The organism is Azohydromonas lata NBRC 102462 (assembly GCF_001571085.1).
GTDB lineage: Bacteria > Pseudomonadota > Gammaproteobacteria > Burkholderiales > Burkholderiaceae_C > Azohydromonas > Azohydromonas lata.
This window is the reverse complement of sequence record NZ_BCTC01000119.1, coordinates 1-18,410: the sequence shown is the minus strand read 5'-3', so window position 1 is coordinate 18,410 and position 18,410 is coordinate 1. Positions and strand designations below refer to the sequence as shown.

Sequence of the window (18,410 nt, the reverse complement as noted above, 5' to 3'; positions counted from 1 at the left end):
CGCCGTGCGCAGCGTTTCCTGGCACTGCGCCACGCCGCAGGACACGGCGATGACTTCCGTGGCCACACCCTTTTCCTTGAGCCGGACCGCCTCTTCAATGGCGATCTCGTCGAAGGGATTCATGCTCATCTTCACACCGGCGAGGTCCATGCCCGTCCCGTCGGACTTCACCCGCACCTTCACGTTGTAGTCCACCACCCGCTTCACGGGCACCAGCAACTTCATGGCGTCTTCCTCAAGGTTGGAGATAGGTTGTCTTCACGCTCGTGTAGAACTCGGCGGCATAGCGGCCCTGCTCGCGCGGCCCATGGCTGGACCCCTTGCGTCCGCCGAAGGGCACGTGCGCGTCCACACCGGCGGTGGGCGCATTGATCATCACCATGCCTGCCTGCAGTTCCCGCTTGAAGCGCGCCGCCATCTTCAGGGACGTCGTGCACACGCCTGCCGACAACCCGAATTCGGTGTCGTTCGCCACGGCCAGCGCTTCATCGGCGTCGTGCACGCGGATGACGCTGGCCACCGGGCCGAAAATTTCCTCGCGGTTGATCCGCATGTCGCTGCTGGTGCCGGTGAACAGCGCCGGCTGCAGGTAGTACCCGGGCTGGCCGTCGATGCTCTCCAGCGCCTGGCCGCCGAAGGCCAGCGTGGCCCCCTCGTCGCGGCCGATGGCGACGTAGCGCAGGTCCTGCTCAAGCTGCTGCGCATCGACCACCGGCCCGATCACGGTGCCGGCCCTGCGCGCATCGCCCACCTTGAGCGTGGCCAGCTTGGCCAGCATCGCGTCCACGAAGCGGTCGTGGATGCCGGCACTCACCACCAGGCGCGAACTGGCCGTGCAGCGCTGCCCCGTGCTGAAGTAGGCGCCGTTGATGGCGCAATTCACGGCCACGTCGAGGTCGGCGTCGTCGAGTATCACCAGCGGGTTCTTGCCGCCCATCTCCAGCTGGAACTTGGCCATGGCACCGGGGCGTGTCACGCAGGCGGCAGCCACCTTGCGCCCGGTGGCTTCGGAGCCGGTGAAGGTCACGGCCGCCACGCGCGGGTCGCCCAGCAGCGTGTCGCCGATGTCGCGCCCGCGGCCCATCACCAGGTTGAACGCGCCGGCCGGCAGCCCGGCGCGGCTGAGAATCTCAGCCAGTGCCCAGGCGCTGCCAGGCACGAGCTCGGCCGGCTTGAACACCACCGTGTTGCCGTAGGCCAGGGCCGGCGCAATCTTCCACGCCGGAATGGCGATGGGAAAATTCCATGGCGTGATGATGCTCACCACGCCCACGGGTTCCCGCGTGATCTCCACGCTCATGCCCGGTCGGGTGGAAGCCAGCAGCTCGCCCGGAATGCGCAGCGCCTCGCCGGCGAAGAACTTGAAGATCTGCGCCGCGCGCATCACCTCGCCCGCGGCGTCGGTGAGTGCCTTGCCCTCCTCGCGCGCCAGCAGATCGGCCAGCTCCGCCTTGCGTGCGGCAATCTCGCTGCCCACGGCGTCGAGCACGTCGGCGCGCTGCTGTGGCGTGGAAGCCGCCCACTTGGGCAAGGCCACATGCGCTGCGGCCACGGCATCGAGCGCCTGCGCCTGGCTGGCGCGCGCGTACAGGCCGATCACGTCGCGCGTGTCGGAGGGGTTGATGTTCTCTGCCGCAGGGCCGCCCTCGACCCACTCTCCGGCGATGTAGTTGAGCTTGATGTCCATGTGTTCAGGCTTCCGGGTACAAGCCGTGCACGCGGCCGAAAAGGCGCGTGAGGCCCAGCAGTGCATTGATGTTGGGCATGGGCATGCCCAGTCGGCCACCGATCTCGTGCACCGCACCCACGATGGCGTCGAGCTCGATGGCGCGCCCGGCCTCCACGTCCTGCAGCATCGAGGTCTTGAAGGCGCCGAGCTTGGCGGTGAGGACGGAGCGCTCCTCGGCGCTTTGGCTGATGGCGCAACCGATGCGCTCGCCAATGGCCGCGGCTTCCTGCATGGCGGCGTGGCAGAAGTTGCGCACCAGCGGATCGGCCAGCACGCGGTCGATGGTGGCACCGGTGATGGCGCTCACCGGGTTCATCGTCAAGTTGCCCCAGAGCTTGTACCAGATGTCGTTGCGAACATCGGCCGAGTTCGTGACGTTGAACCCGGCGTACGTGAGCAACTGCGCCAGGGCCTGCACGCGCTCGCTCGTGCCGCCGCGCGGCTCGCCGATGATCAATCCATCGCCCATCTTGTGCTGCACCAGGCCGGGCGCGGACGTGGAGGTGGCGGCGTGCACCACGCAGCCGATCACGCTCTCGGCCGCAATGGCCCGCGCGATGGCGCCGCCGGGGTCCACGCTCTGCAGCGGCGCCTCGAAGCCGGGCAGTCCCTGGCAGAACCACCAGGGCACCCCGTTCATCGCCGGCAGCACCCGCGTGCCGGGGCCCAGCAGCGGCGCGATGTCCTGCGCCACGGCCGTCAGCGCCGGGCCCTTGACCGCGATGACGACCAGGTCCTGCTCGCCCAGATCCGCAGCCCGGTCGCTGGCGCGCACCGGTGCCGTGATGCGGCCCTGGGCCGTGTCCATGCGCCAGCCATGCTCGCGCAGCGCCGCCAGCGTGGCGCCGCGCGCGATGGCGCTGACCTGCGCTTGGCCGGCCGCGGCCAGCCGCGTGCCGATGAACCCGCCGATCGCGCCCGCGCCAACGATGCAGACCTTCATCGCGTCGCCTCCTTGGCCTGGCGCAGGTTGTCCTTGAAGCGATCGGGCACCCGCTCGTCGAAGCCCAGCGCCACGCGACGGACTTCCGGGCTGTCGGTGGGCGCATGGCCCACGCCCAGCGCCGCGGCGCGCGGCGCGTCGATGGCGGTGACGGTGCCGCTGACGCGACCCAGGCCCGTGATCTCGCACTCCACGACCTGGCCCGGATCGACGCTGCGCGAGTGGCAGGGCGTGCCCATCAGGATCACGTCGCCGGGCAGCAGCGTGATGTGGCGCGCGATGTCGGCGATCACGTAGTGCGGCCCCCAGATCGTCTCCTCGCCGATGTGCGCTTCCTGCACCACCAGGCCGTTGACGTAGGTGCGCAGCGTCTGCTCGAACAGGTTCACGCCGCGCACGATGCCCGGGCCGATGGGCAGCAGCGTGTCGGCGCCCTTGACGCGCAGCATCGAGCCCTGGTCGGTGTCGCGGAAGTCCTGCAGCCCCATGTCCAGCGCCGGGCAGAAGCCCTCGATGCAATCCCACGCCTCGTCCGGCGTCACGTTGCGGCAGGTGCGCGAGATCACCACCGCGTACTCGCCTTCGTAGTTGAGGTACTTGCAGTCGGCCGGCTTGAGGATCTGGCCCTTGTGGCCGTTGAGTGCCGTGGCCGGCTTGGTGAAGTAGGTCGGCGTCTCGGTGGGCCGGGCCTTGTTGCGCGTCTCGAAGCTGCGCGAGCTGTACGAGATGTGCACCGCAATGATCTTGGACGGGTTCACCGGCGGCAGGTACGTCGCGCCCTCGGCATCAAGCACCCGGCCGTCGTCCAGGCGCAGGCGCCCATCGTCGTCCATCGTGCCCCAGAAGGCACTGCCGCCCACGAGCACGCGGCGGCGTTCGACACGCGGGCCGCACATCACGGCGGGCAGTTCCTTGAACGAAAATTCGAAGTTCATGCTGCGCTTCCCTTGGTGTCAAACCACATGTGGATGTTGCCGGTGCCACGGGCGTTTTCGTAGGCCGACAGCGCCTCGCCCTTGGCACGGCAGGCCGCGCCGCCCATCGCGCCGACCATCTGCAGGTAATGGGCGCCGAAGGCTTCCCAGGGCAGCTTGCGGTACTCGTTGTCCCAGCGCTCCAGGACCAGGTCGTGGCGGCCCTGCCTGAACAGCTCGATGGCGCCCTTGTCGCTCTCGATGTTCTCGGGCCGCGACACGTTGCTCTCGTGGAAGATGCGCGGATGCTTGGGCTGCCACTCGATGTCGTTGAACTTGTGGCTCAACGCGCCGGAAGCCAGCATCACGACGCGCAGGTCGCTGCGGCGGATGGCCTCACCGATGGCCTCACCCGATTTCACGAAGTGTGGCCACTCGCAGTTCTGGCACGAGCTCACGCTGACCACGGGCGTGTCGCTGAGCTCCAGGCGCAACTGCTTGATGAGGTTGATGGTGGCGTACTGCCGGCCCAGCTCGGGGTTGCAGACGGCGCGGTTGTAGCCGCCCTGCTCACGCGAAACGGCCTCGATGGCCAGCGCCAGCTCGGGGTGCCCGCGGTAGTCGTAGGGCACGCCGTGCAGGTACCACGGCATCTCGTCGGAGATGTAGGTGCCCTGGTAGCGCTTGCCGCCATCCACCAGGTGGTAGCCGGTGGTGAACCAGTGCGAGTCCAGGATCATCACCACGTCCGGCTGCGCCGCCGTGATCTTGTCGCGCAACCGCGCGAAGCCGGCAATCAGGTCCGAGTCCTCGCCGGCGCCCATGGCGCGGCGGAACTCCTCGCACTGCATCAGGCCGGGGTGGTGCGAAACGATGGCTGCGCCAACGATCTGTCCCATGACGAAGTTTCCTTTGAATCGTTGAGGGGCCTCAGCGCTGGCTGAAGCTGGCCCGGAAAGGTTTCTTGGGCACCACGACATCCTTGATGTCGCAGAAGAACTCGAAGCTCCAGTCGCCGCCTTCACGGCCCACGCCGGAGCGCTTGATGCCACCAAACGGCGCGGCCAGGTCACGGATGCCGAAGCTGTTGACCCAGATGAAGCCGGTGCGCACGGATTGCGCCACCGCCGTGGCATGCGCCGTCTCGCCGTAGCACACGCCACCCAGCCCGTAGTCGGTGCCGTTGGCCAGCTCGATGGCCTCGTCGTCGCTGGCGAAGGTCTGCAGCGTGAGCACCGGGCCGAACACCTCGTTCTGCACGATCTCGTCGCTCTGCTTGAGGTTGGTGAGCATGGTGGGCCGCACGTACTGCGCGCCGAACGGATGCCGCTCGCCGCCCCACAGCACCTGCGCGCCGCCGGCCACCGCGCGCTCGACGAATCCCAGCACGCGCTCGACCTGGCGCGAATGGATGATCGGGCCGACCTCGGTGCTCTCCTCGCGCGGATCGCCAATGACCAGGCGCTCGACGTAGTCGCGCATGGCGGCAACGAACCGGCCGGCGATCTTCTCGTGGACGAGGAAGCGCGTGCCCGCCAGGCACACCTGGCCGGCGTTGCGGTACATCAGCGCGCCGGTGGCGGCGGCGTTGTCGATGTCCGCGTCCTCCAGCACGATGAAGGGGCTCTTGCCGCCCAGCTCCAGGCTGCAGGGCACGAGGTTGGCGCCCGCGGCCTGCGCGATCCACTTGGCGGTGGGCACGCTGCCGGTGAAGGACACGCGCGCGATGCGCGCATCGCTCACCAGCTTGGCTCCCGTGCCCGCGCCGCTGCCCTGCACGACGTTGAACACCCCCGGCGGCAGCCCGGCCGCGTGCGCCGCATCGGCCAGCAGCGAGCAGGTCAGCGGCGCCCACTCCGGCGGCTTGAGCACGCAGGTGTTGCCCGCGGCCAAGGCCGGGCCGAGCTTCCAGGTGGAGAGCATCAGCGGCGCGTTCCACGGCGTGATGATGGCCACCACCCCGGCCGGATCGTGGCGCACGATGTGGTGCGCCTGCTCGGTGTCGATGGGGCGGTCCTGCAGCTCCAGCGCATGCTGCGCGAACCAGGTGATGTTGAGCATGGCGCGCGGCACCACGCCATGGCGCATGCGCGACAGCAGCACGCCCGCGTCGTTGCTCTCCAGCCGGCAGAAGTCGTCGGCGCGCTTGCCGATCTCCTGGGCGAAGCGGTCCAGGTAGGGCTTGCGCTCGGCGGCCGTCATGCGCGACCAGGCCGGGAAGGCAGCCTGCGCGGCGCGGATGGCCGCGTCCACATGCTCGGCCGAACCCTCGCTGATGCGGCCCAGCAGCCGCTGGTCGATGGGGCTGTGCAGCTCGAAGGTTTGCGCGGAGGCCACGCGCTGGCCGCCGATGTAGTGGTCAGGCGACACGGCGACACCCGCCACGTCCAGCAAATTGGTCGTCATGGTGCTTCCTCTCGTCAGGCGTCAGCGGTGAACCCGATGGTCTTGATCAGCGGTGCCCAGCGCTCGGTGTCGTGCTTGAGCATGGCTGCCAGCTCGGCCGGGGTGGAGCCCTTGGCTTCCAGGCCCATTTGAGCCAGCGCCGCGATCACATCGGGAGCGGTCAGGGCCTTGCGTATGGCCACCGAGAACCGCTCCACCACCTCAGGCGGCGTCTTGGCCGGAGCGAAGATGCCGTGCCACTCGTCGTGCACAATGTCCTTGAAGCCCTGCTCCGCGAAGGTCGGCACGTTGGGCGCAAAGCGGCTGCGCGAGGGGCCCGACGTTGCCAGCAGGCGCACTTTGCCGGCAGGCAGATGCTGCAGGAACTCGCCCACGGGCCCGGACGCGGCCGCCAGTTGCCCGCCCACCAGATCCATGATCGCGGGCTGCGAGCCCCGGTAGGACACATGCTTGAGATCGATGGCCGCCGCCCGGCCGAAAAGCTCGCCCACGAAATGCGGTACCGAGCCGGCCGCGGGGCTGCCGAAGTTGGCATCGCGGGTGTTCGCCTTGCACCAGGCCACGAAGTCCTTGAGCGTGCGGACCGACTCCGGAACCATGGTGCCCACGGCAAAGCCGAAGTCGACGCGCACCACCTGCGACACCGGCGCAAAGTCGGTGAGCGGCGCGTAGGGCAGCTTCTTGTAGGTGTGCGGGTAGATGCCCAGCATGGACATGGGCGAGATGGCAAGCGTCTGCCCGTCCGCCGGCGCCGTCTTCAGCGCGGAGAGTGCGATCTGGCCGCCGGCGCCGGTGCGGTTTTCCACCACCACGCTCTTGGCCACGACGTCGCGAAGCTTTTCCGCAAGGCGGCGCGCGGTGACGTCGATGGTGCCGCCGGGCGCGAAGCCGGCATACAGCTTCACCGTGTCGAACAGCGGCTGGGCGCGAACGGCGGTAGCCAGCAGGGACAGGCCGCCGCCGGCGATCGCTGCAGAGGTACCGAGAAACTGGCGTCGTTGCATCGTCATCTTACTGTCTCCAGTCATTTGTCTTCGTGGGCCGGGAGGACCTTGCCGGGGTTCATGAGATTCAAAGGATCGAGTGCGGCCTTGATGGCGCGCATGAGCTTGAGCTCGACGGCGGACTTGTAGCGGGCCGACTCGTCGCGGCGCAGCACGCCCAGGCCGTGCTCGGCCGAGATGGAGCCGCCCGCGGCGGCTACCGCGTCGTGCACCAGGCGGTTGACCGGTGCCTCCAGTGCCACGAAAGCGGCCTCGTGCGCCTTGCCCAGCCTGTCCTCGGCGGGCGAGAGGTTGAAGTGCAGGTTGCCGTCGCCCAGGTGGCCGAAGACGACCAGCCGCACGCCGTCGAACTGCGCCTCGATCTCGCGGCTGGTGGCCTCGACGAAGCCGGCGATGGCCGAGATCGGCAGCGCGATGTCGTGCTTGATCGTCTTGCCTTCCGCGCCCTGCGACTCGGAGATGTCTTCACGCAAGGCCCACAGCGCGCGGAATTGCGCAAGGCTGCTGGAGAGCGCCGCGTCGGTGGCCAGCGCCTGCTCCAGCGCCTGCTCCAGCAGCCCTTCCAGGCCCGCGGCGGCTTGCGCCTCGCTCACCGGGTCGCTGACCTCCACCAGCACGTACCAGGGCGAGCGTTCGCTCAAGGGCAGGCGGGCCGCGTCCACGTGCTTTTCCACCAGCGTGATGCACGCGTCGCTCATCAGCTCGAAAGCCGTGAGGCTGGATGCCAGGCGCGACTGGGCCAGTTGCAGCAGCTCGACGGCGACTGCCGGCGACGGCACTGCGACGAAGGCCGCAGCCTGGCCTGCAGGCCTGGGAAAGAGCTTGAGCGTGGCGGCCGTGATGATGCCCAGCGTGCCCTCGCTGCCGATGTAGAGGTCGCGCAGGTCGTAGCCGGTGTTGTCCTTGCGCAGCGAGCGCAGGCCGTTCCAGATTTCGCCTTCGGCCGTGACCACTTCGAGACCCAGGCAGAGCTCGCGGGCGTTGCCCCAGCGCAGCACCTGCACGCCGCCGGCGTTGCTCGCCAGGTTGCCGCCGATGGTGCAGGTGCCCTGCGCCGCAAGGCTCAGCGGGAACAGCCGGTTCGCCTGCTCGACGGCCGCCTGTACCTCCTGCAGCGTCACGCCGGCTTCAACCTCCAGCGTGTTGTTGATCGTGTCGACCGCGCGCACCCGGGTGAGCCGCGTCAGCGACAGCACCAGGGCCTGGCCCGTGCCATCGGGGGTTGACCCGCCTGACAGGCCGGTGTTGCCGCCTTGTGGCACCACGGGCACGCGGTGCTCATGGCACCAGCGCAGCACGGCGGCCACGTCTTGCGCCGTGTCGGGCTGGGCCACGGCCAGGGCACGGCCGGTCCACTTGCCGCGCCAGTCGGTGAGGAAGGGCGCCATGTCGTGCGCTTCGGTGTGCAGGCGTCCGCTGAAGGCGGTGCGCAGCGTTGTGAGCTTCATCGCAGTCATTCCCGTCAATAGCCGCTGCCGGAAGCCGCGCTGGCAGGCGCCGCCTTGAATCGGGCAGCCAGGTCCCGCGTGCTCCGTGCCAGCAGCGTGGCGTCCACGCCCACGGCCACGAAGCGAGCGCCCAGGCCGATGTAGTGCCGCGCCGTGGTTTCGTCGGTGGCCAGGATGCCGGGCGCCTTGCCCGCAGCCTGGATGCGCCCAATGGCCGCGTCGATGGCAGCGCGCACCTGCGGGTGGCCGGGCTGGCCGATGTAGCCCATGGACGCCGACAGGTCCGCCGGGCCGATGAAGACGCCGTCCACGCCCTCCACTGCCGCGATCTCGTCCAGATGTTCCAGCGCCGCCGCCGTTTCCACCTGTACCAGCAGGCAAGCGCGCTCGTTGGCCTCGTGCAGGTACTGCGGGTACGAGCTCCAGCGCGAGGACCGCGCGAGGCCGCTGCCCACGCCGCGCACGCCAGCGGGCGGGTAGCGCATGGCCCTGGCCAGCTCGCGCGCCTGGGCGGCGCTTTCCACCATGGGCACCAGCAGCGTGGTGGCACCGATCTCCATCACCTGCTTGATGAGCGTCGTGTCACCCTGCGGAATACGCACCACCGGCTGCGCCGGATAGGGCGCCACGGCCTGCAGCGAGGCCAGCATGGAGCGCAGGTCGTTGGGACCGTGCTCACCGTCGATCAGCAGCCAGTCGAAGCCCGCGGTGGCGCACAGCTCGGCTGCGTACGGATCGGCCAGTCCGACCCACAGGCCGATTTGTGCGCCGGGCCGCGCGATGGCCTGCTTGAAGAGGTTGTTGGGCGTGCGCATGTCAGATGAACCGCACCGAGATGGAGCCCAGCGGGCCGTAGTCGGCGTGGAAGGTGTCGCCCGCGGCGCAGGGCACCGGCCGGATGAAGGAGCCGCCCAGCACGATCTCGCCCGCGGCCAGGCCTTGGTCATAGGCGCCAAGCTTGTTGGCCAGCCACGCCACGCCGTTGCCGGGATGGTTGAGCACCGCCGCGCCCAGGCCCGACTCCTCGATCACGCCGTTCTTGTAGAGCAGTGCGCCGGCCCAGCGCCAGTCCACCGCGTCGGGCTTCATTGGGCGGCCGCCCAGCACGATGCCGGCATTGGCGGCGTTGTCGGCAATGGTGTCGAGCACCTTGCGCGGCGCCTTGGTCTCGCGGTCGAATTGTTCGATGCGCGCGTCGATCAGCTCCAGCGCCGGCACGACGTAGTCGGTGGCATTGAGCACGTCAAAGAGCGTCACGCCCGGGCCTTTGAGCGGCTTGCACAGGATGAAGGCGAACTCGGCCTCGAAGCGCGGCACGATGAAGCGCGCCGCCTCCACTTCGCTGCCATCACGCAGCAGCATGTCGTCGAGCAGCGTGCCGTAGTCGGGCTCGGTGATCTGCGAGGCCAGCTGCATCGCACGGGAGGTCAGCCCGATCTTGTGGCCGATCACGCGGCGGCCTTCGGCCTGCTTGAGCTTCATCCAGGCGCGCTGAATGGCGTAGCTGTCCTCGATGCTCATGCCGGGATGGCGCTTCGAGAACTGTTCGACCTGGCTGCGGCTGCTTTCCGACCGGTGCAGCTCCTGCGCCAGCGCGGCGTGAATGGATGCGTCGAGCATGGTGTTGTCGTCTCCATGCAGGCCACGGCGGCCTGTGCTGTGTGTTGATGCAGCGCAAGTGTCCCGGCTCGCTTTAACAGCAACAAGCAATGATTTCTGTACAGTCGTCAACGTGAAGTTGATAATGGCGCCATGCCACTGAGTCGATTCACATTGCGGCAGTTGGAGGCCTTCGCGACGGTGGCCGAGCTGCACAGCTTCAAAGGCACGGCCGAACGCATGGGCCTGACGACCCAGGCGGTCAGCCAGCTCATCGCGGATTTCGAGGCCGTGCTGGGTTTTCGCCTCTTCGACCGCACGACGCGCCGTGTCGCGCTGACCGGCGCCGGGCGCGATTTCCTGGGGTCGGTGCGCACGGTGCTGCGCCACGTGCACGATGCCGAGAGCGCCGCCGAGGACGTGCGCCAGCGCGCGGCCGGCCTGGTGCGCGTGGGCGCGCCGATGGTGCTCGCCAGCACCGCGTTGCCCGCAGCCATCCGCACGTACACCGCGGAGCATCCCAAGGTGGTGGTGCGCATCCGCGACCTGCCCGTGGACAGCCTGATCGACAGCGTGTCCGCGGGTGACGTCGACTTGGCGGTAGGACCGGACCGAACCAGTGGGCAGGAAATCAGCAGCCAGGCCCTGTTCGACAGCCCCTGGGTGCTGTGGTGCTCACCCGACCACCCGCTTGCGCACTTGAAGCAGGTGCGCTGGGCCGACTTGCGGCATCACACGCTGGTGGCCGCGGGTCGCGACCATGAGCTCAGCGTGGCCCAGATGCGCGTCAACGCGCCCGAGGACACCCGCATCACGCCCGTGGACGTGGTGGACAACATCTCCACGGCACTGGGCATGGCAACGCAGGGCCTGGCCGCCACACTGGCGCCGGCGTATGTCGGCGTCATGGCCGCCCGGCTGGGACTGGTGATGAAGCGGGTGGTTGAGCCTGAAACGGTGCGCAAGGTATGCCTTTACCAGCCGCTGAATCGCACGCTGTCGCCTGCCGCAGAAGGCTTTGCCGAGTACCTGGCGCATTGGCTGCAGCAGTGGAGCGAAACGGACGTGACGGCAAAGCCTGCAGCCTGATCGTTCAGGCGGCCTAAACGACTGTGCAGAATTCATCGTTTGTTGCCGGGCGGCAGTCCACCCAAACTTCGTTGGTCCCTGTTCATGACAACGAAGGAGCAATCAATGGGTCAACTCGTTTTCGCCGCCAAGGTCACGCACATCCCGCGCATGGTGCTGTCGGAGCTGCCCGGCCCCCTGCACGGCTGCCGCGATGACGCCATCCAGGGCCTGCAGGACATCGGCCAACGCATCGTCGACAGCGGCGCTGACACGGTGGTCATTCTCGACACGCACTGGCTCAGCAACGCGGCCTATCACGTCAATGCCTGTGCCGACTTCCAGGGCGTGTTCACCAGCAACGAGTTTCCGACCCAGATCGAGGCGCTCGAATACGACCATGCCGGCAATCCTTCGCTGGCCAAGGCGCTTGCGGCGCAGGCCACCGAACGCGGCGTGCTGACCATTGCGCACGAAAACCGCAACCTGGGCCTGGAGTACGGCACGCTGGTTCCCATGCATTTCATGAAGCTGCGCCGGCGCGTCAAGGTGGTGTCGGTCTCGGGATGGCTGGCGTACTCCACGATCGACGAGAGCCGCCGCGTTGGCGCAGCCTTCCGCGAAGCCATCGAAGCCGGCGACGGCAAGGTCGCACTGGTGGCCAGTGGCTCGCTATCGCACCGTATCCACGACAACGCGGTCGTGTTCGACCGGCCCTACGAGACCAGCGACGAGTTCTTCCGCCAGTGCGATTTGCGCGCGCTCGACCTGTGGCAGCAAGGGCGCTGGAAGGAATTCAATGCCATGCTGCCGACGTACGCGCGCGCGTGCTATGGCGAAGGGTGGATGCATGACACCGCCATGCTGCTGGGCGCGCTGGGGGGCGACGACTATCAAGGCAAGGCCGAGATCGTGACGCCGTACTTCCTGGCTTCCGGAACGGGCCAGGTCAACGCGGTGCTGCCCCTGCGCTGACGCCAAGGCCCGGGCACACGGGTCCATGCCAGGGCTGGCTGGCGCTCCACTGCCCAAGCCACTGAGCCAGGAATTCGGCGAATGTCTGTGCTGCCGGCGATGCGGTGCGCCGAGCCGGACGGTAGAGGCACACCGCACGCTGGATTTCGGGCTCGACGATGCGCCGCATCACCAGGCCGAGTGATTGGGCCAGGCCGTTGACGTAGGCCGGTCCGAGCGTGGCCTTCAGCCCGCAGGCGGTCAGGCCCAACGCCGTGGTCACGTGCTCCACGATCTCCATGGGCGTGATGCGTTCATCGTCCGGCAGGTCGTGATGCATCTGCGCAACGCCCGACTCGTGATCGCGTCCGGCCGCCACCAGGGGATGGTCGCGCAGTTGAGGCCAGCGCACAGGGTCCTGCCGCGCCAGCGCATGCGACGGCGCGCACCACAGCACCCATGGGCTGGCGAACAAGGTCGTTCGCACCACGGCGTTTCCCACTGCCCGGTCGGGTCCGATCCCGAAGTCGACCTCGGTGTTGACCACGGCATCGCACAGGCGCTCCACCGTCGTGTCCTGAATGTGAACCACCACCTTCGGACGCTCGCGGGCAAAAGCTTCAATGGCAGCAGGCAGGATCGTCGCGGCAATGGCCAGAGGCGCAGCGACACGGACCAATCCTGAAGCGTGGCTTCGCAAGTCTTCGGCCGCACGGCTTGCCAGCGCCATTTGCCGCAGCACCGCCTGGGCCGGTTCAAGAAAGTCGCGGCCCGCAGCGCTCAGGGCCACACGACGCGTGCTGCGGTCGAACAGCCGAAAACCTACGACTTCTTCGAGCTCAGCAATCAGCTGACTGACGGCGGAAGTGGTCAACGCCAGCCGCTCGGCTGCAGCGCCGAAGCTGCGCAACTGCGCCACGGCGACATAGGCGTCGAGTTGCCGGGTGGTGAAGTGCGGGAAAGCCAAGTACGGTCTCCTGGGCAGCGCCGTCTCCAGGGCGTGCCCTGTGCGATGGGCTCGGCGCTTGGACCCGTGTCGAGTCGCGGTCCCCGGCGCAGCGCGCACGCGCTTTCCTTCCTGGCATCTGTTGACGAGCTTTTTATATGGATGCTGATGCAACTTAACGGCTGGACGCGGCACGGGGCCGCATCCCTGGCAATCCTCAGGGACGCCGGCTCAGTTGACAAACAAAGAATTTTGAACAGTTGTCAATCGCGAATTGACAATGCGTGCCGACGCAGTCGCCTCATCATCAAGCGGCGCTTGACGACTGTTCCAAATTAATTGCTTGTTGCGACGCCAAACCATCCCGAAACTTGCCGCACATCAAGACAAGGCAGGCTGGGCAGCCTGTACGGAGACATCAGTCATGCGGCGCGCCGGCCCACGCGCTCGACCGGCAGCCCAACACTGCCGAACGGCCCGCCACGTGAGCCTTGCAAAGGCTTCGCGCCGCTGCCGGTTCCCTTCCATGTAATCAGTGACTGCACGCGGCGGCAAATCAATTCCATTGCTGGCCGTCGTGCGTCGGCTGGATTTCGCTTTCCACAAGACAGCGCCACCGTTGAGCGGCGATTCGCAATGCCACAACAGAACACGCGTCCCAATTTTGTATTCATCGTCGCAGACGATCTGGGCTATGCAGACCTGGGATGTACGGGTGCACGTACCGCAACGTCGCCGCATCTTGATCGAATGGCTGAAGAGGGGTTGCTGTTCACGCACGGCTACTCCAATTCGCCGGTGTGTTCTCCCACGCGTTTCGCAATGATCACCGGGCGCTGGCAAATTTCAATTACACCGACAGCAGCGGCAAGCGAGACCTTTGGGACGGCAATGACGAAGCTGGAAACCATGGCTAGGGCGCATCAATCACGTGCACGGCGGCTCCTTGGAAACCTACCACCGCATGATTCATCACATGGATGAAGGCATCGGCCGGGTGTTGGCAGCACTGGAAGCCAAAGGGGTTGCACAGGACACACTGGTCGTCTTCACCAGCGACAACGGCGGCGAGCGCTTCTCGGACAACTGGCCTTTCGTGGGCCAGAAGATGGATCTCCTTGAGGGCGGTATCCGCGTTCCGCTGATTGCGCGCTGGCCTGCGCGCATCCAGGGCGGCAGCACGACCAGCACGCCTGCCATCTCAATGGACTGGGCGGCCACGATGCTGGCGGCTGCCGGCGTGGCACCGAGCTCGGCCTGTCCGCTGGACGGCTTGAGCCTGCTGCCTCTCTTTGACGACCCGCGCTGGGACCCGCAGCGCCCCTTGTACTGGCGCATGCTGCATCGTCGGCAAGCCGCGCTGCGCGAGGGGACATGGAAGTACCTGTCGATGGACGGGAACGAGTACTTGTTCGACCTCGCAGCGGATGAGCGCGAGCGGGCAAATCTCGCCAGACGCTACCCCGAGCGATTGGCCGCGATGAAGCAGGCATGGCAAGACTGGAACGCCGGAATGCCGGGCATTCCGGAGGAAGCACGGGCCATCTTGGTGTTTGGTGACGCTGACATCCCGCGTGCGTCCCATTGAGTGGTTCTAACAGGAGATCAACCATGGACAGAAGAACGTTCCAGCGCGGGCTTGGCGCAGCAGCGCTGCTCGCGGCGTCCGGAGCCCGCGCACAGGGTTCGTCCACGCGAATCCTCGTGGGCTTTGCTCCCGGTGGTTCGGCCGACACGATGGCACGGCTGCTGGCGGAAGGGTTGCAGCGGCATCTCAATCGCACTGTTTTCGTCGAGAACCGGCCCGGCGCAAGCGGGCGGCTCGTGCCCGAGCAGTTGGCCAGTGCAGCGCCCGACGGGCAGACGTTGATGATCGTGCCGCACGGACCCATGGCCCTGTTTCCCTCGCTGTACTCCAAGCTGCGCTACGACGCGGTGCGCAGCTTCACGCCCGTTGCCCGCTTATCGACGTTTGACTACGCCCTCATTGCCCATCCTTCACTGGACGCGCTCAACGCCCAAGCGCTCAAGCGTTGGCTGCAAAACGCTGGCGCCAAGGCGAGCTATGGTTCTCCCGGCGCTGGCACCGTGCCCCATTTCCTCGGCGTGTCGGTGGCGCGTTCGCTGAACGTCACGATGCCCCATGTGCCCTACCGTGGCGGCGCGCCCGCGATGGTGGATTTGGTGGGTGGGGTCATCCCGCTGGTCATTTCCCCCATGGCCGATGCAGCCGAGTTGGCACGGGCCGGAAAGGTGAAGTTCCTGGCGACCAGCGGCCCACGCCGCAATGTGGCGACGCCCGGTGTGCCGACGTTCAAGGAATATGGCATCGATGTGGAGATGGTTGGCTGGTTCGGGCTCTACGGCCCGGCGGGATTGTCCAATTCGCAGGTGAACAGCCTGCAGCAGGCCGTGGGCAGCGTGTTGGCAGAACCGGCGTTGCGCGAGCGGCTGGCCCGCTTCAACCTGGATGCGGCCGCAAGCACGCCCGTGGAGCTTGCAAGCTTGCAGCAGCGTGAGTCGGCCTACTGGCCAGCAGTCGTCAAGGCCAGCGGCTTCACGCCGGAAGACTGAAGGGCCAAGCCTCTATCAACGGCATTCCCGTCCGTGGCAGTCGTACAGGCGCCGGGCCGCTGGAGGCAGTCCGCACCGCCGTCGGTTCCGCTGCCCGCGCAGACGGTGCCGGCACGGCGCTGTGCGCGCACGCCTCGTGCATCTCCAACGATGGGGCGGCGAGCTTCGCCGTGGCGGGTGGTCCGGCCGTGAGTGGCAACCCCGCGGCGGCCAACTACTTCGGTGGCCAGCGCTCCACGGCCCACGAGCTGGGCCTGCGCCACGACTTCTGACCGGTCCTTTCCCGCGCCATGCCGCGGGCATGGCCGCCATCGCTCATGGAGCCCGCTTCGCCCCCACGCGACCGGCCGCTCCATCGAGCTTCAGCATCGTTCGGTCTTTCCGGAAGGCAGATCCACTTTTCGAACACTATTCCGAACGCACCAGGCCGCCCACACTGCGCTCCATGTTCAACGTGCTTCAGGAGATCGCCATGGGACGCCTGTCCGGAAAAGTTGCCCTCATCACCGGCGCCAGCGCCGGCATTGGCCGCGCCACGGCCCGGCTCTTCGCCACCGAAGGCGCACGCATCGTCGTCGGGGCCCGCCGCCAGGGCGAGCTTGACGACCTGGTCGGGGAAATCGCCGCCGGTGGCGGCCAGGCTGCGGCCCTGGCGGGCGACGTGCGCTCCGAGGACTATGCCCAGGCGCTGGTGGCGCTGGCGGTGGAGCGCTTCGGCCGGCTGGACGTGGCCTTCAACAATGCCGGCACGCTGGGCGAAGGCGGCGCGAGCACCGAGGTTTCGGCCGCGGGCTGGAACGACACGCTGGCCATCAACCTCACCGGGTCCTTCCTGGGCGCCAAGCACCAGATCGCGCAGATGCTCAAGCAAGGCGGGGGCGGCTCGGTCATCTTCACGTCCACCTTCGTGGGCCACACCTTTGCCTTCCCGGGCATGGCGGCCTACGCCGCGAGCAAGTCGGGGCTCATCGGCCTGACGCAGGCGCTGGCCGCGGAGTTCGGAGCGCAAGGCGTGCGGGTCAACGCCGTGCTGCCCGGTGCCGTGGACACCGACATGTACCGGGACAAGAACAACACGGCCGAAGCGCAGGCCTTCGTGACGCAGTTGCACGCGCTCAAGCGCGTGGGCCGTCCGGAAGAGCTGGCCCGCGCGGTCCTGTACCTGGCCTCGGACGACTCCTCGTTCGTCACCGGCACGGCATCGCTGGTGGACGGCGGCGTGTCCATCACGCGCACCTGATGTCCCAAGGGAGCAGAATCCTGCGCAACCGTTTCGTGCACGGCATCGGCGCCGGCGTGGGGGCTGCTCCACGGCTTTGGTGACACCGGCGACACCCGGCGCGCGGCCGTGGGAACGGACCGTGCCACGGCCGCTGCCGTGGCACTTTGACGCCGGCGGCAAGATGAGGCGTGCCGCCCCGGCGGAGCGGCCGCCAGGCCGCAACGGCTTTCTCCACGCCACCAGGTAACGCAAGGAGCTCTCATGGATCTTGGACTGCAAGGCAAGCGGGCGCTGGTCACCGGATCGACCGCAGGCATCGGCTGGGCCACGGCCCGCGCGCTGGCGGCCGAAGGGGCCCATGTCATCGTCAACGGGCGCAGTTCCGCGCGCGTCGAGGCGGCCGTGGCCAAGCTGCGCGGCGAGCTGCCCGGTGCGCAGGTGCAGGGCATCGCCGCTGACCTGGGCAACGCCGAAGGCTGCGCGCAACTGGTTGCGCAACTGGCAGACGTGGACGTGCTGGTCAACAACCTGGGCATCTTCGAGCCCAAACCCTTTGAGCAGATCGACGACGCGGACTGGCTGCGCTTCTTCGAGGTCAACGTGCTCAGCGGGGTGCGGCTGTCGCGCCACTACGTCGAGGGCATGCGCGCGCGCAACTGGGGCCGCATCGTCTTCGTCTCCAGCGAGTCGGGTCTCAACATACCCACCGAAATGATCCACTACGGCATGACGAAGACTGCGCAGCTGGCCGTCTCACGCGGCCTGGCTGAGACGCTGGCGCGCACCGGCGTCACCGTCAACTGCGTGCTGCCCGGGCCCACGGCCAGCGAAGGCGTGGGCGAGTTCGTGGCGCGCATGGCCACCGAGCGCGGCGTGGACGCCGCCACCATGGAGCGCGAATTCTTTGCCACCGCGCGCCCGTCCTCGGTGCTGCAGCGCTTCGCCAGTCCGGACGAGGTGGCGTCGCTGATCGCTTATGTCTGCAGCGCCCGGGCCTCGGCGACCACCGGCGCGGCGCTGCGCGTGGACGGCGGCCTGGTGCGAACCATCGCCTGATCCTGGGCAGCGTGGATTACGCCACGCGCGTGACGGAGCCCGCGGCCATGAAGCCGCCGCAGCAGTTGCGGCCGCTGCGCCAGGGCGGCTCGGGGCATTGAGGGCGCAGGCAGCGCTGCAGGGCCGCGGTTTCGAGCGCCAGCCACCGCACGGCCAGCGGGCCTCAGCCGCCGCGCCCGGCCGTGAGCCCGTCCCAGGCTTCGCGCATGCTGGCCATGACGGTCTGCAGCGCCTCGGGGTCACCGTGCAGCAGCGCCTTGGCGTAGTGCCGCGCCTGCTTCCACGTCACGTGCGGCGGCAGCGGCGGCACGTTGGCATCGGTCACCATTTCCAGCAGCACCGGGCGGTCGGCCGCAAGCGCCTGCTCCCAGGCGCCGGCAATGGCGTCCGGGTGGTCCACCCGCAGGCCGTGCAGGCCCAGCATCTGCGCGTACTGCGCGAAGGGAAAGGCCGGCAGCGCCTGCGAGGCTTCGAACTTGGGGTCGCCCGCGCCCACGCGCTGCTCCCAGGTGACCATGTTCAAGTCGCCGTTGTGCAGCACCATGAC

At 67.9% G+C, this 18,410-nt stretch carries 17 protein-coding genes and 1 pseudogene; 6 read left to right on the top strand and 12 right to left on the bottom strand.

Annotation, left to right across the window (positions count from 1 at the left end; genetic code table 11):
• From ALA01S_RS26260 to hpaH, 10 genes are all read right to left on the bottom strand, one after another.
• The coding region (locus ALA01S_RS26260) for an electron transfer flavoprotein subunit beta/FixA family protein (RefSeq protein WP_444979093.1) at positions 1-225 on the bottom strand (225 nt) is incomplete at its 3' end.
• A 10-nt stretch (positions 226-235) separates the two neighbouring features.
• Positions 236-1,687: an aldehyde dehydrogenase family protein gene (locus ALA01S_RS26255; RefSeq protein WP_066342255.1), complete on the bottom strand. Its 1,452-nt coding sequence runs from the start codon at positions 1,685-1,687 to the stop codon at positions 236-238.
• A gap of 4 nt (positions 1,688-1,691) precedes the next feature.
• The gene (locus tag ALA01S_RS26250) at positions 1,692-2,672 is read right to left on the bottom strand and encodes a 2-dehydropantoate 2-reductase (RefSeq protein WP_066342254.1); all 981 of its coding nucleotides are present in this window, start codon (positions 2,670-2,672) and stop codon (positions 1,692-1,694) included.
• Positions 2,669-3,607: a fumarylacetoacetate hydrolase family protein gene (locus tag ALA01S_RS26245; protein WP_066342253.1), complete on the bottom strand. Its 939-nt coding sequence runs from the start codon at positions 3,605-3,607 to the stop codon at positions 2,669-2,671. The genes ALA01S_RS26250 and ALA01S_RS26245 overlap by 4 nt, the downstream gene beginning before the upstream one ends.
• Positions 3,604-4,485 carry a DODA-type extradiol aromatic ring-opening family dioxygenase gene (locus tag ALA01S_RS26240; RefSeq protein ID WP_066342252.1) on the bottom strand — a complete coding sequence of 294 codons (882 nt, stop codon included), beginning with the start codon at positions 4,483-4,485 and terminating at the stop codon, positions 3,604-3,606. The genes ALA01S_RS26245 and ALA01S_RS26240 overlap by 4 nt, the downstream gene beginning before the upstream one ends.
• 31 nt (positions 4,486-4,516) lie before the next feature.
• A complete protein-coding gene (locus tag ALA01S_RS26235) occupies positions 4,517-5,992 on the bottom strand; it encodes an aldehyde dehydrogenase family protein (protein ID WP_066342251.1) in 1,476 nt (491 codons plus the stop codon).
• A 14-nt stretch (positions 5,993-6,006) separates the two neighbouring features.
• Positions 6,007-7,002: a Bug family tripartite tricarboxylate transporter substrate binding protein gene (locus ALA01S_RS26230; protein WP_066342250.1), complete on the bottom strand. Its 996-nt coding sequence runs from the start codon at positions 7,000-7,002 to the stop codon at positions 6,007-6,009.
• A gap of 14 nt (positions 7,003-7,016) precedes the next feature.
• The gene (locus ALA01S_RS26225) at positions 7,017-8,453 is read right to left on the bottom strand and encodes an FAD-binding oxidoreductase (RefSeq protein ID WP_066342249.1); all 1,437 of its coding nucleotides are present in this window, start codon (positions 8,451-8,453) and stop codon (positions 7,017-7,019) included.
• A 5-nt stretch (positions 8,454-8,458) separates the two neighbouring features.
• Positions 8,459-9,259, bottom strand: coding sequence for a 4-hydroxy-2-oxoheptanedioate aldolase (hpaI, locus tag ALA01S_RS26220; RefSeq protein ID WP_066342248.1), 801 nt, complete (start codon positions 9,257-9,259; stop codon positions 8,459-8,461).
• Position 9,260: 1 nt separating this feature from the next.
• On the bottom strand, positions 9,261-10,064 hold the full coding sequence (gene hpaH / locus ALA01S_RS26215) for a 2-oxo-hept-4-ene-1,7-dioate hydratase (RefSeq protein WP_066342247.1): 804 nt from the start codon (positions 10,062-10,064) through the stop codon (positions 9,261-9,263).
• A 132-nt stretch (positions 10,065-10,196) separates the two neighbouring features.
• Between hpaH and ALA01S_RS26210 the strand changes: the two genes are divergently transcribed.
• Together ALA01S_RS26210 and hpaD are read left to right on the top strand one after the other, a co-directional pair.
• Positions 10,197-11,132, top strand: coding sequence for a LysR family transcriptional regulator (locus ALA01S_RS26210; protein WP_066342246.1), 936 nt, complete (start codon positions 10,197-10,199; stop codon positions 11,130-11,132).
• 105 nt (positions 11,133-11,237) lie between these two features.
• Positions 11,238-12,086 (top strand): 3,4-dihydroxyphenylacetate 2,3-dioxygenase, encoded by an 849-nt coding sequence (hpaD, locus tag ALA01S_RS26205; RefSeq protein WP_066342245.1) that lies wholly within the window; start codon positions 11,238-11,240, stop codon positions 12,084-12,086.
• On the opposite strand, the gene ALA01S_RS26200 is transcribed toward hpaD, so the two are convergent.
• Positions 12,061-13,032, bottom strand: coding sequence for a LysR family transcriptional regulator (locus ALA01S_RS26200; RefSeq protein WP_084267968.1), 972 nt, complete (start codon positions 13,030-13,032; stop codon positions 12,061-12,063). The two genes, hpaD and ALA01S_RS26200, sit on opposite strands and share 26 nt — an antisense overlap.
• A 615-nt stretch (positions 13,033-13,647) precedes the next feature.
• Between ALA01S_RS26200 and ALA01S_RS26195 the strand changes: the two are divergent.
• From ALA01S_RS26195 to ALA01S_RS26180, 4 genes and pseudogenes are all read left to right on the top strand, one after another.
• Positions 13,648-14,599 (top strand): annotated as a pseudogene (locus ALA01S_RS26195) (sulfatase family protein).
• A gap of 23 nt (positions 14,600-14,622) precedes the next feature.
• Positions 14,623-15,585 carry a tripartite tricarboxylate transporter substrate-binding protein gene (locus ALA01S_RS26190; protein WP_084267967.1) on the top strand — a complete coding sequence of 321 codons (963 nt, stop codon included), beginning with the start codon at positions 14,623-14,625 and terminating at the stop codon, positions 15,583-15,585.
• 472 nt (positions 15,586-16,057) lie between these two features.
• Positions 16,058-16,825, top strand: a complete 768-nt coding sequence (locus ALA01S_RS26185) for an SDR family oxidoreductase (RefSeq protein WP_066342256.1) — start codon at positions 16,058-16,060, stop codon at positions 16,823-16,825.
• Between the two features lie 243 nt (positions 16,826-17,068).
• Complete coding sequence (locus ALA01S_RS26180; protein ID WP_066342242.1) at positions 17,069-17,863, top strand: SDR family NAD(P)-dependent oxidoreductase; 795 nt, start codon at positions 17,069-17,071, stop codon at positions 17,861-17,863.
• Between the two features lie 163 nt (positions 17,864-18,026).
• On the opposite strand, the gene ALA01S_RS26175 is transcribed toward ALA01S_RS26180, so the two are convergent.
• Positions 18,027-18,410 (bottom strand): thiamine pyrophosphate-dependent enzyme (locus tag ALA01S_RS26175; RefSeq protein ID WP_238455954.1); only part of this gene is annotated, 384 nt, incomplete at its 5' end.

Coding starts and splice junctions, on each gene's coding strand:
- ALA01S_RS26235 (WP_066342251.1), bottom strand. CDS start 5,992: ATGACGACCAATTTGCTGGACGTGGCGGGTGTCGCCGTGTCGCCTGAC.
- ALA01S_RS26230 (WP_066342250.1), bottom strand. CDS start 7,002: ATGACGATGCAACGACGCCAGTTTCTCGGTACCTCTGCAGCGATCGCC.
- ALA01S_RS26210 (WP_066342246.1), top strand. CDS start 10,197: ATGCCACTGAGTCGATTCACATTGCGGCAGTTGGAGGCCTTCGCGACG.
- ALA01S_RS26255 (WP_066342255.1), bottom strand. CDS start 1,687: ATGGACATCAAGCTCAACTACATCGCCGGAGAGTGGGTCGAGGGCGGC.
- hpaD (WP_066342245.1), top strand. CDS start 11,238: ATGGGTCAACTCGTTTTCGCCGCCAAGGTCACGCACATCCCGCGCATG.
- ALA01S_RS26250 (WP_066342254.1), bottom strand. CDS start 2,672: ATGAAGGTCTGCATCGTTGGCGCGGGCGCGATCGGCGGGTTCATCGGC.
- ALA01S_RS26185 (WP_066342256.1), top strand. CDS start 16,058: ATGGGACGCCTGTCCGGAAAAGTTGCCCTCATCACCGGCGCCAGCGCC.
- ALA01S_RS26240 (WP_066342252.1), bottom strand. CDS start 4,485: ATGGGACAGATCGTTGGCGCAGCCATCGTTTCGCACCACCCCGGCCTG.
- ALA01S_RS26180 (WP_066342242.1), top strand. CDS start 17,069: ATGGATCTTGGACTGCAAGGCAAGCGGGCGCTGGTCACCGGATCGACC.
- hpaI (WP_066342248.1), bottom strand. CDS start 9,259: ATGCGCACGCCCAACAACCTCTTCAAGCAGGCCATCGCGCGGCCCGGC.
- ALA01S_RS26190 (WP_084267967.1), top strand. CDS start 14,623: ATGGACAGAAGAACGTTCCAGCGCGGGCTTGGCGCAGCAGCGCTGCTC.
- ALA01S_RS26225 (WP_066342249.1), bottom strand. CDS start 8,453: ATGACTGCGATGAAGCTCACAACGCTGCGCACCGCCTTCAGCGGACGC.
- ALA01S_RS26245 (WP_066342253.1), bottom strand. CDS start 3,607: ATGAACTTCGAATTTTCGTTCAAGGAACTGCCCGCCGTGATGTGCGGC.
- hpaH (WP_066342247.1), bottom strand. CDS start 10,064: ATGCTCGACGCATCCATTCACGCCGCGCTGGCGCAGGAGCTGCACCGG.